Raw genomic sequence first — 11,120 nt, 5'->3', positions numbered from 1 at the left:
TCCTCGACCTCGCGCAGGCTCAAGTTGAACCGGACGTAGAGCCAGACAACATGAGCGATGATCTGAGGCGGAAACCGGTGGCGTTTGTAAGTGATCTTTTGAGTTTGCATCAGCATCACCTATGCGGACATCGCTACACCAGCAACCTCAGGCCCGCTAACGTGACAACACCACCACGGCATCCAGCGATCCGGGGCCGCGCGGCCCGTCACGGCCCGCGCGAAATCCGATCAGGACTTGGCAAGATCCTTGAGAGTGATATCTGCATCGACAGGACCGGAATGGGCGATGACGACGGCTGTGAGAACCCAAATCCCCAGCAGAACAGCGATACGTGGGCTCATGCCTGTCGAGTCGCATGATGCGTCCAGGCTCTGAACCATCTGCGACGCACCGCGGCTGATCTTGTGCGCCGCCGCCTGCGGCGCGGCGGGTGTTTGCGACAGAAGAATGGCCCATTCTTCCTCACTGCGGGCGTCGCACAAGTATTGCAGCGCCTCGGGCCAGGCGACCGGGTAAACTGCGGTGAGCGAGACATTACGCTCCGCAGAGAATTGCTCCAGACCGATGAGCAGGGCTCGAATGGCGTCGCTGGAGTTGACGACGCCGATGCGATGCAGGTAGCCGGAGAGCTCTCGGGCATAGGTCGGGGCGAGGCCGCGAAACAGCGCTGTGGCGGGAACGATCGGGGTCAAGCCGGCGGTTTCGGGGTGAGCTTTTGTCATGATGGTATCCTTGTAGTGAGGTGGGGAACGGTCCGGCCCCACGGGGGCCGGATAGTGAGATGAGAGGCCGCAGTTTGCTCTGGAGGGATCACCTGCCGCTGCGTTCGGAACCGGCCCTGGGCAACGGGAGTGGTCGACGGATGTTGCGTCGCTCGACGGTAAAACCCCGATCCTGTCGAGTATCACTTTGCGCATGACACGGCTCACAATCCCGGCGGATATCGCGCAGAGCATGAATGCGGGCCCGCTCAGCATTCATGTGGTTTTTCGCCACCTCCGGCAGCCGACCGAGAAGTGGTGTTCCTGAGGATGCGGAGATGACGAAATCGTCATGTACGAGCGGCACGAGCCGACGTGCGCGGATTGAAAACCGCGTTGCCCGCTCCAGTCCGGCCGCGCGCCAATCGACCTTGCGATCAATCGAGATCCGACGGCTATGCCGCGCGAACCGGTGCGCTGGAAATGCCGGCGACAACAGGGCGCAGCGTCGACCGTGGACGATCTCGATATCGAGCACCAGGCAGGGCCGTGGAACCGGACATCCGGAGGTGATCGGGTGTGTAATCGGAAACCGGAACATAAGTATGTCTCCGGGGGACAGCCGGTCCTGCCAGCCGGCAATAATTCCGGGCGTTTTGATCGTTTTATGAGGCTCAGGCATAGTGTTCTCCTTTACTGTTGCAACGCACCGGGTTGCCCTATCCGGGAGAGGGTGTTTGGCCCTGCGCGTTCGCAAGAAGACGCGCAGGGCCAAACACCAGTCCCAGGCTTCACTATTTCGACGGTGGTTTCGTGCGCCATGGATTGGCGGCGCTGAACCTGTCACGCTGATTTTCGGAAGCTCCGGGCCCTTTTTGGCTTCGGTTACAAGCGGGCGCGGCATCCCGGGCTCCATCTCCTGTTCGACACCAAAAGGAGATAGAAAATTGACCTCGGGCCCTTCCCTCTCACCGATCATCCCGTGCGCGGTCGCGCATGGCGCGACCTATTTCGAGGCGGCTTCCGAGCTGCGTGCCTCGGGTCAGATCGCCGAAGACGACTTCCGCCTGGCACCAAAACTTTCAGATTCGCGCGACCGGTTGCCGCAACTCACGACACAGGTGCTGGAGACATCTCATGCCGCCATTGCCGGAATTCTGGAGCGGGCTGATATGCGTAATCCCGGCACCGCACGGATGTATAAGGCAAAGCGCGCCGCTCATGCGACGCTGACCTGAAAGCTGTCGGCCCCGGGCGCGTTCGGGATGGAGGCACTGGGCTATCTGGCCGCGGCATCAGAAGATATCGCTCTGACGCTCGCGGCCGACGGATCGCAGCGCGGACGGCGGCATGCGCAGAACGTTATGATCGACGCAGTTGCAATCTGCGACAAAGCGGTGCTTTCCGAGAGACACCGATCCGCAGAGCCGCTGGCATCGGAATTCGCGGGAGGCACAGGCCAGAGCTTCGCCAGAAGCGTGGTCGATCTCTATCGCGATGGACGCCTTGCGGACACTGATCCACGACGCAAGGTGACACAAGCGGAGTTGAGCGCTCAGCCGATCTTCAGTGCCGCTACGAACATTTTCTTGTGACGGGAAGCAACGTGATAGCGGCCGTGATGGGGCGCGTTCAGCCGAGCGGTGGACAAATCTGGGCGCGCGACGCGATTGAAACTGACATCGCCGCGTTCAAACAAAAGAACCGCCTGCTCAGGGCGCACCTCACAGACCTTTCAGACGAAGAATGTGCCCTGAGCGCTGCTGATCTGATGCGTCCCTTCGGACGGATGTCAGAGCGGGCGGCTCTGAACTTGCTGCAAAACCCGACAAAGGAGAACTCTCGCGATGCACTGGTGCTGCTGTCCATCGGCGCTTCGAGCGCGGCACGCGTCGCGCATTATCGGGCCCGCGCACGTGCCGGGAAACCCCCTCGGGCACGCTCTGAGGAGATCATGCATTGACGCCCGCCCCGGGCCAATCCCTGACGCGTCACACGCGGCTGGAAAACCATGACAATCCGGGTCTTTATGGGATCGTCATGAATGGTGTCACGTCTCTCACTCCACGTCCGACCTGCGTTTTAAAAAGCGTTCACCCCTTGCGAATCGCTATCCTTTCTTTCGCCCAGGCATCGCTCTGTGCGCGACCCGTCGCGGCGAGGGTGTATGCTTCCTGGCTGCGCGGATCGTGATGTCCGAGCCAGGCCGCGATCTTGCGGGGGCTCTCGCCCGGATCAATACGCCGCAGTACATCAGCCGCCAACGTGCGAAGCGGATGCGCAGAAACAGTTGTGATCTCTTTGATGAGTGCACTTGGGTATTTCGCGGGTACGGGCTTGCGGGTGTGGCGCATCCAGCTGCACCCGTAGAAGGTGGCGTAGCGGGCCGTGAGCATCCGCTCCGGACGGCCGGCCAGCAGCAATGCATCGAGGGCGGCATGTGTTTCCGGCCACAGGCGGCTGAACTTCACCGATTTGCCGGTCTTGATCGACAGATAGCGCAGTGACCAGCTGCCGTCTTCGCGTCGTTTCAACTCTTCACCAAGTCGCCAGGCGGCGATATCGCCGGTACGGGCATTGGTGTTGAGCGCGATCAGCAGTACGCAAGCTTGCAGACGCGCACGCTCGTCCGAAGCCCGCCAGGATCCTCCGGCCGCATCCATACCGGTGCAGAGATCCAATGCCGTGTCGAGAAGTCCCTGCCAGGAACCGCCGTTCTCCGCAAAGGTATCAAGCTTGAGATCCTTGTGCTTTGGGGCCCGGGCGGCCCGGGCGACCCAGATATCAAAGATATTGGCGAGGCCATCCAATGTGCTCGGATCGGCGTCGAGACATTGGGCCAGGCGCACAAACGCGCCGAGATAGTTGCGCACCGTACGTGGCGAGAGCCCCTGGGCGGAAAAGGCCTCACTCAGAACAAGTGCCCGAAACCGGTCCGGAATGGGGGTCAGTCCAAGCCTGTCCAACTCCTCTGCGCAGCGGTTTAGGCTACTGACATGGCGCTTGGCGGTGCTTTCTTTCGGGCTCTCGGCGAACAGTCGGGCATGGGCGGTATGCCAGGCAGAGGGCCACTGCGCCGGTGGCCTCGCTATTTCCGTGGAATTCGTCGCAGCGGCTGGTTTCGCTGGCGCTCCCTTGCGGCGCTTGTACCAGGCCGTGCGGGCGGCGCGGCCTTCGGCGAGGTTCAGATCGGGCGCGAAGCGCTCGAGCCCGCGCAGAAGCGTGCCGAGGGTAGGCTCGCTTTTTGCCGCTTGATCGAAACAGGCGCGGGGCGGACAGTCGTGCTCCTGCCGATGCCGCCGCAATGCTTCGTAGAAACGATTCATCACGTCGATCGCCCCCGGTTCGATGCTGTCTGGCACGCGGGACATGGCCGCACGGACCGCGGGTGGAATGGCGCGCGCGGCGCGCAGTTTCGCTTTGATATTTTCGAGCTTGGGCATGGACTATCCTTTTTATCCGTATGTGTTGTAGCTATCGGCGCGGGCTTCGGCGGCCACACCGGCGTTGTCGTCGGCGCCGTATTTCTCGCGCACGATTCGTTCGCTCGAGCCGATGAGGGCCGCGGCACCGGCAAAATCACCCGGATGGCGGGCAAGCCAGATGACCGCCGCACTATGACGGGCCTGGTGGGTCGTGAGGCGCAGCCCGACGATCTCGGCACCTGCGTTCCATGCCTCGGCAAACCAGGCTGCGCTCACGCAGCCGGGCGGAAGATCGAGCCCCGTGCGCAGGTTGCGCGGGCTCGCGGCTCCGGGAAAAAGATAGCAGCTGTCGGCGATCTCGCGGGTTTCGAGGTAGAGCGGGCGCAGATCCTCGATCCACCAGCGCAGGATTTCGGCGTCCTGCGCGCGGATCACGAATTCCAGTTTCCTGAGGTTCTTCACTTCGCCCTTGGGTGTCAGCGAAACATAGTCACGGCCCTCTTCCCGCAGTGTCCTTGCATGCAACGCGATGCGCGTGACCGGATCGCGCGCGGCGCGCAGGCGCTCGAACATCACATTGGCGCGGCGGCGCGGACGACAGAGCTGCAGGGCCCAAATTGCGGCCGATGCTCCCAGCTTGAGGGTCTCGAGTCGCTTGTTGCGAGGCATGCCCTCCCAGGGCTCAAGCCGCGCGCGCACCTCTTCGGCAATGATGTCCGGGGCGGTGACGATCCGACGATAGAGCGCATCCCCGCCGTCATGCAGCGTATCGATCAGGGCGTCGGCCCCTTTCGAGAGGCCTTTCACATATGGATTGTTGACCTCGACCTCGCGCGTGTTGCGCAGGATCTGCAGAGATGCGGCAAGTTTGGGGTCTTTCAACCCCTTGGCTGCGATCTGGATGATCCCGGTGAAACGGGTCTTCAAGGTCGTGGTTTCCAGAGCGGGGCGAACCTGACCCGCCTTTACAGCTGCGGCATGCGCATCGAGTGCGGCTTCGAACGTGTCGAGGGTGAGCAGGTCTTCCAGGCATTGTGGTCGACGACCGCGCCGTAGCGCGCCGCGATAGAGCCAGCTCACATGGCCCTGCTGCCCCTCGCGCCATTTTGCGGGGTTGGTCACATCTTTGGAACGCGCGGCATTCACCTCGGCCGCGACAATTTCAGAATCTTCACCCGCCTTGATGCGGGCAAGTGCCGCATCGGCCTGGGCCGTGGTTTGCATCAGCAGAGCATCGAAGACCGCCGTGGCAGACCTCCGCAACGGTGCGGGCAGATCCGGCCAGAAGACCGGTTTATCCGGGTCCGCTACACGCAGTGACACACGCGGCAGACAGGTGGCAACCTCGGGCGGCAACCCGGACGCATTGGCATTCAGGCGGTCAATGAAGGCCAGCGCACTGCCGAAGCTTCGGCGCTTGGCCGATGGCATTCGGGCCAGTACAGCCTGTACGTCAGTGACGGTGATGTCGCGGAGAGCTATATCGCCGAACCATTTGCGCAGCATAGCAATAGCCGCGCTCCGACCCTGAGGAAAGAGATCTCCTTTGGCGACGAAGCCTTCGTTGTCACGAACCCAGGCTTCGACGATCTCGTAATCCGGATGGTCAGCACTTGCCGGCATCTCCGAACGCGCCGCGAGAAACTGACCCAGAACCGTCCGGATGCGCGAGTTTGCCTGGTCTCTGGCCGTCTTCGGTTTGTTCGCGCGCGCGAAGATTGCCTCGCCGGACGGCGCAATCTCGTCCTCAAAGGTCTTCAGGTCCGCGGAAAACTCCACGAGATCCTCGACCTCATCGAGACGCAGGCGTTTTGGCAGCTTCTTGATCTCGAGCCTTGTCTTGTAGGGCGCATCCCGCGCCTCGGGGGATTCGTAAAAATCCAGCATGGTGAGCATGTCGTTGTCCCTTGAATGCCGAAGAGTTTTTCCTCTCCACACGGGAGAGAGGAAAAATCTCGCGGGATTCAAAACCGGAGCGGTTATGGCATCTCACCTCGCGCGCCGACTGGCGCATTTCCGGACGGGTTTTGCGGGACCTAAATCCGGTTCATGACCATGGCTCTCCCCTTCCTCAGCGTGACCGATTGCGCCCGGCACTTTTCCTTCTCGGAACGGACCGTTTACGAGATGATCAAATCCGGCGAGCTGCGCGCAGAGAAATTCGGAAGCTACTTGATCGCCTGGCCCGATGCCTGGGCCTGCGAGCAAGGTCCTGTGCCAAGGCCCGAGCTTTATATGCGCTACATGAGCGACCTGCTCAGCCGACAGGCGCTTGCCAGGCGCTCGGGGAGGTCGCTGCGCACCGTCGACCGCTGGCTCGATAGCGGCCTGCCGACCCGCAATGTCCGCGCCTCAGTCCGCGTCAATCCCGTCGATGCCGCAGAGTGGCTGCGCGGGAAATACGGCACCAGCATCCGTCTCAATCGGCTGCTGGCCTGCGGGACCGCGCCGCCGGTCCCGCAGAACGCCTGAACCACCTCCGACGACCATCATGACGCAAGACCGCGATCACGGTCTTTTGGTGACCGCTGTACGCTCTGGTCCCGGCCTTTGCTCGTGGCCGCAAATTTCCAAAGATGGCAGCAGATTTCCGGTCTGATGCGCCGGTTTCCAGGAACGCCACCATGCATATCGCCGATTTATGTCTGGGGGTGTTTTTGGAATTGTCAGCAGATTTCCGGAGATGTGCACGGGGTTCCGGAAGCCCGCTTGGAATTCGGACGCTTGCCCCCGGTCTTGCTCGGGGCCATACGAACTGGCAATTCGTGAAGAGTTTCGAGGTGCTTCACCCGGCCCCGCAGTGATCTGGTGTTTTAATTGCTTTCATACACTGATTGCCGCTTCAGCGCGCGATGGTGCATGATGAAGTGGGAAGCCACCGCTCCCCACCCGACTGCGCCCCGCCGGTGGACAGGACTGACGGAGGTCCGCCATGGCGGACCGCCTCCGAGCGGTGTGCAGGATTTCATGTTCCCAGCCGCTTGACCCCGTCCTCCGCTCATCTTCGTGCGGGAGTGATCAACTCCCGGCAGCGCGCTGCCTTCTTCACTGACGATACGGATATCCCCGGCGTTCAGTTGCCTCCTTTCGATGGGCGCCGGTGACGAATTCTCGCGACGGCAACGTGATGCACGTCCGTCGTAATCAGGATATTGATCGATCCGAATCCTCGCGGAAGGCGGCAGTGCAGTTTTTTCTTTTTTCATGAAAACAGCGTTGGTCGTCATGCAACAGAAACTCACCCCTTCGCATTGAGCGACCATCCCGACACATGCGTCGACGCCGCATGAAATTGCGCGCCACCCTTGCGCGACTGCGGAGAAGGGAATGCCGCACCCGCAAATCCCGTCGCGGGGATTTTGCGTCATTGTGCGGGGAAATTGCGTCATCTTGCGGGCTTTCTGCGTCACGAAATCTGCAAGGCTTTAAAATTGCGAGAGAATAGACGCGGTATTGAATCAAGAGAATCAGGAATCTCCTGAAAGAGGCCTGGCGGCCAGGAGAGGTGGGGGTTTTGGGGGCGTGTGACGCCGCATCACGCCGAATTTTCAACCGAATATTTCCGTTCAGATCTGGTGCATCCATTTTCTGTTCAGAGGCACGCCGGGGCTCATTCCCGCATCGACGTCTCCGACACGGGCGACAAGTCGGCAAACCCGCCGGTCATTCCGATTCGAAAAGGAAAATTCGATGCTTTTGAAAATCATCCATGATTTTGCTGCTCCAGCAGGGCTATTCGCAGGCAGCGCTGGCTGCGGCCCATGAGGCGCACAAGCGCAAATGGCGCCTGTCCCACCCGAAAGGCTCCTTCGACAAGGTCGGCCGGTTCACCCTGACCGAGCGCCATGCATGTTGCCAGAGGATCCGGACCCCAGCGGATCCTATCCGCATACCGAGATGCTGCACGGCCGGTCGCTCACACACATGGCCCATCTCCACGATGTCCCGAAACTGCATCTGAAGCGGCTGGTCAGGGCCTTGGACGCCGCCCGATTCTCGCAGGAGGACGCGGACTCGAACCACGCCAGGGCGCAGTTCCTTGTCAAGCTGCAGTATATCCTCAAGCCTGTTCGTCCGGCCCACTGAGGGCCGGACGGTGTCGGGCTCAGAAACAGTCTGCGAGATCTTCGAGGCTGAGATCGGCGTCGAGCGGGCCGGAATGCGCGATAACCACCGCGGTGATGATCCATGTCCCGAGCGCGGTGGCGATCTGCGGACTCAGCCGCACGGCTTCGCTCAGCGCTTCGAGAATCGCGACCATCTGCGCCGCGCCGCGCGCGATCTGGCGTGGCGTCGCCTGCGGCGCGGTGGCGGTTTGGACCAGAAACCGCTCCCACTCGGCCTCGCTGCACGCCGTGCGCAGCGCCCGCAGCGCTTCGGGCCAGGCTTTCGGAAAACCCGTCGCGAGGCAGACGCCGCGCCCCTTTGCGAAGCTGCTGAGGCCGGTTGTCAGGGCCCAGATCAGGTCGTTGGCATTGACGAGCCCCGCGCGGTGCAGCTGGCTCGAGAGGTCCTGTGCAACGGTCGGTGCAATGCGACGAAAGAGGAGGATCGCAGGGATTTGCGGGCCGCGAGTGGTTGAAGATTGGGTCATGAGGATGGCTTTCTTACTGAGATGGGGGAGAAAACCGGCACCGCGCAGGTGCCGGAAGATGGAGCGATGCGCATCACGCACCGCCCGGGAGGATTTCAGGATCTGCTGCGCGCTGCGGAAACCTGCGACATCGGGATCGGCCGGCGCGGATGGCGTCGCTCGACGGTAAAATCACGCCCGCGCAAGCGCTCGCGACGAAGCGGAGGGCGCTCGCGAGCATGCGCCCGATCGCTGCGAATATCGCGCGGCGCATGCAGACGGGCGCACTCGGCGTGCATCTGCTCGACCGCGGCTCCGTCCAGGCGCCCAATCACTGGCGTGCCGGTCGTTTCCGACGCAAAAAAACCGTCATGCGCCAGCGGCACCAGCAGCCGCGCTTTGATAGCGAACCGTGTGGGTCGATCGAGTCCTGCGGCGCGATACTCGGCCCGCCGGGTGATCGAGACCGCCCGGCCATGGCCCGCCGGGCGGCGGGCCGGAAAGGCAGGTGCTAGCACGGCGCAGCGTCGACCGGCCGTGACCTCGATGTCGAGGACGAGACAGGGCCGTGGCGCCGGGTTGGCTGTTGCGGCCTGTCCGGCACCGGGAAAACGGAACATGACCACGTCGCCATGCGACAGGTGATTGCGCCAATCGGTACCGGGGTCCGCGATGAAAGAGGAAGTGGATGTATGGAGCATCAAAGGCTCTCCTTTGCTGAGTTTCGGCGCGCGGCCCTACCCCTTCCCTTTTTACCGGTGGGGGCGTTTCGACCTGCGCGTCCGCCAAAAGGCGCGCAGGCCGAAACGGCCCCTGCCCCTCTTTAATCCTGCCTCATCAATGTCCTGGATCAATCATCGGTCTCTTGGTGAAAACCCACCCGCCATCTTTTCGGAGCCCCGGAACTGACGATCGCATAAATACTCGCCGATCAGGCCATTTTGGTTTTTCCGCCACCGGAAACGTTCCCACTTTCCAATCAGCGGCTTCAAAGGGAGGCAATTCTCCCACCGCGTAGCGAAAGGACGATGCCATGGGCCTCGATGTCGAATTCTACCAGCGTGGATCTGAAGAGTACGTGCACTATCTGCGCAACCACTGGGAATTCCAGTATCTCTTCTTCGATCAGAACCCCGAGCCGGCATATGAGGGCTATGACGATTTCCTGGTCGATGCAGATGTGCTCGACAGGGTCGCGGTCCGCCTGGCGCGCCAGATGATCGCAGTCGGCCTGTCACGGTCGGATGTTCCCGACACGCTGCCCGAGGGCTTCTGCGTGCGCCGCCCCGAGGTCGCTTATGCGCAATACCTGCCGGTCTACCTGCGCATTGTCAGCGATCTTTTGGCCGCCGAAGCCGAGCATGGCCCGCTCATCTGTTCCTGGTCCGCATGAGCAGTGTGCACTCGGGGCGCGGTTGGGTGACGCAACGTCATGAAACAGCCCGCAGATCAACATCCCGGAAAGGAAAACAAAATGCTTCACTCCACGATTTCCAATCGGCGGCGATCATGTCGCCGACCTCACCGTCATATCCGTAATCCAGGTCGTGGATTTGGGTGGGGGGCTATTCGAGTCCGGGCTGCGCTGTGCGGATCCGACCGGCCAGATTTCGCACCTGACTGTCAGGTTCTACTGGTTTTTTGGCATGCTCGAGATCGATATCGAGCAAGTCATGATCGACGGCGATGCGAGACATGGCGCGGCATTCGCAACCCGCTATGCCGAGAGGCTGCGGCCCGCGCTCATCGCATCAAACCAGAAGGGCTCACCGACAACGTAGATTTCGAACAGCGATGCTGACCCCGCTCCAACACAGCCGGGTCGCATCCTGCAACCTGCAACGCGGGAAGCCCTGATCGACATTCACGGCACCGCTCTGGTGCGGTGCAAGACGACGCCGATGCTGACATGGCCAATTCCAATTGGACTGGCAGACCCGCATGGATCACTTACAACAAGGAAAGACACATATGAACTACTTCGCGCATCCGTTCGCCCTTCCATCCTCCCGGGCCATTTTCTCCGGCCCTGTCGGGACTCGCCGCCTCTGCGTACTCGAAATCCATGAAACACGCCTGGAGGCGGCCACGTTGTGTTGCTGGATCAACCGGGTGTCCTGTTCGAAGATGCGACGATTCTCGATGGCCGAGATCAGGCGCTTGGGGCCACTGCGCTCGCGGGGGTGCAGGTTCGGGATGATATCCACGTTCAGCGCGGTGACGCAGCCGCGCGATGCTGCAAAAGCCTGCGCTGCGCGTTCCTCGACGGATTCCAGTTTGTAGAGGTATTCTAGCCCGGAAAATTCATGAAGAGGCGGTGAGAGTGGCGTAAAGTTATGAAATCGTGTAGATTTTGAGTGTCGAAGCCAAAATTCTGGATTTCGAGGAGCCACCGCTCACCATGGACAAATCTACACG

13 protein-coding genes and 1 pseudogene are annotated in these 11,120 nt (G+C 61.6%); 7 read left to right on the top strand and 7 right to left on the bottom strand.

Annotation, left to right across the window (positions count from 1 at the left end; genetic code table 11):
• The 3 genes and pseudogenes from BHD06_RS23355 to BHD06_RS23350 all read right to left on the bottom strand — a co-directional run.
• Positions 1 to 110 (bottom strand): annotated as a pseudogene (locus BHD06_RS23355) (IS6 family transposase); the annotation flags it as partial.
• Between the two features lie 120 nt (positions 111 to 230).
• The gene (locus tag BHD06_RS21715) at positions 231 to 725 is read right to left on the bottom strand and encodes a hypothetical protein (RefSeq protein WP_080459045.1); all 495 of its coding nucleotides are present in this window, start codon (positions 723 to 725) and stop codon (positions 231 to 233) included.
• 88 nt (positions 726 to 813) lie between these two features.
• Complete coding sequence (locus tag BHD06_RS23350) at positions 814 to 1,386, bottom strand: hypothetical protein (protein WP_139784846.1); 573 nt, start codon at positions 1,384 to 1,386, stop codon at positions 814 to 816.
• A 55-nt stretch (positions 1,387 to 1,441) separates the two neighbouring features.
• On the opposite strand from BHD06_RS23350, the gene BHD06_RS24065 reads away from it, so the two are divergent.
• From BHD06_RS24065 to BHD06_RS21700, 3 genes are read left to right on the top strand one after another with little or no spacing between them, the layout of a single operon-like run.
• Positions 1,442 to 1,942 (top strand): hypothetical protein, encoded by a 501-nt coding sequence (locus tag BHD06_RS24065; protein ID WP_217805713.1) that lies wholly within the window; start codon positions 1,442 to 1,444, stop codon positions 1,940 to 1,942.
• A 27-nt stretch (positions 1,943 to 1,969) separates the two neighbouring features.
• Positions 1,970 to 2,299 carry a hypothetical protein gene (locus BHD06_RS21705; protein WP_080459043.1) on the top strand — a complete coding sequence of 110 codons (330 nt, stop codon included), beginning with the start codon at positions 1,970 to 1,972 and terminating at the stop codon, positions 2,297 to 2,299.
• A gap of 11 nt (positions 2,300 to 2,310) precedes the next feature.
• A complete protein-coding gene (locus tag BHD06_RS21700; RefSeq protein ID WP_139784845.1) occupies positions 2,311 to 2,667 on the top strand; it encodes a hypothetical protein in 357 nt (118 codons plus the stop codon).
• 130 nt (positions 2,668 to 2,797) lie between these two features.
• Here BHD06_RS21700 and BHD06_RS21695 read toward each other — a convergent pair whose 3' ends face one another.
• Together BHD06_RS21695 and BHD06_RS21690 are read right to left on the bottom strand one after the other, a co-directional pair.
• A complete protein-coding gene (locus BHD06_RS21695) occupies positions 2,798 to 4,147 on the bottom strand; it encodes a hypothetical protein (RefSeq protein WP_080459041.1) in 1,350 nt (449 codons plus the stop codon).
• Between the two features lie 12 nt (positions 4,148 to 4,159).
• Entirely contained in the window at positions 4,160 to 6,025 is a 1,866-nt protein-coding gene (locus BHD06_RS21690) for a hypothetical protein (protein ID WP_080459040.1), read from the bottom strand.
• Between the two features lie 159 nt (positions 6,026 to 6,184).
• Between BHD06_RS21690 and BHD06_RS21685 the strand changes: the two genes are divergently transcribed.
• A complete protein-coding gene (locus tag BHD06_RS21685) occupies positions 6,185 to 6,601 on the top strand; it encodes an AlpA family transcriptional regulator (RefSeq protein ID WP_176214459.1) in 417 nt (138 codons plus the stop codon).
• Between the two features lie 1,633 nt (positions 6,602 to 8,234).
• Here BHD06_RS21685 and BHD06_RS21675 read toward each other — a convergent pair.
• Both BHD06_RS21675 and BHD06_RS21670 read right to left on the bottom strand, forming a co-directional pair.
• A complete protein-coding gene (locus BHD06_RS21675) occupies positions 8,235 to 8,723 on the bottom strand; it encodes a hypothetical protein (protein ID WP_176214458.1) in 489 nt (162 codons plus the stop codon).
• Between the two features lie 95 nt (positions 8,724 to 8,818).
• Positions 8,819 to 9,403, bottom strand: a complete 585-nt coding sequence (locus tag BHD06_RS21670; RefSeq protein ID WP_080459036.1) for a hypothetical protein — start codon at positions 9,401 to 9,403, stop codon at positions 8,819 to 8,821.
• A gap of 332 nt (positions 9,404 to 9,735) precedes the next feature.
• Between BHD06_RS21670 and BHD06_RS21665 the strand changes: the two genes are divergently transcribed.
• From BHD06_RS21665 to BHD06_RS21655, 3 genes are all read left to right on the top strand, one after another.
• Positions 9,736 to 10,095 carry a hypothetical protein gene (locus tag BHD06_RS21665; protein WP_080459035.1) on the top strand — a complete coding sequence of 120 codons (360 nt, stop codon included), beginning with the start codon at positions 9,736 to 9,738 and terminating at the stop codon, positions 10,093 to 10,095.
• Between the two features lie 253 nt (positions 10,096 to 10,348).
• Complete coding sequence (locus BHD06_RS24580) at positions 10,349 to 10,483, top strand: hypothetical protein (protein WP_254892562.1); 135 nt, start codon at positions 10,349 to 10,351, stop codon at positions 10,481 to 10,483.
• A 312-nt stretch (positions 10,484 to 10,795) separates the two neighbouring features.
• Positions 10,796 to 10,996, top strand: coding sequence for a hypothetical protein (locus tag BHD06_RS21655; RefSeq protein WP_080459033.1), 201 nt, complete (start codon positions 10,796 to 10,798; stop codon positions 10,994 to 10,996).
• Positions 10,997 to 11,120: the final 124 nt, after the last annotated feature.

The organism is Roseovarius sp. A-2 (genome assembly GCF_002072155.1).
Lineage (GTDB): Bacteria > Pseudomonadota > Alphaproteobacteria > Rhodobacterales > Rhodobacteraceae > Roseovarius.
This window is presented reverse-complemented; position numbering and strand designations above follow the sequence as displayed.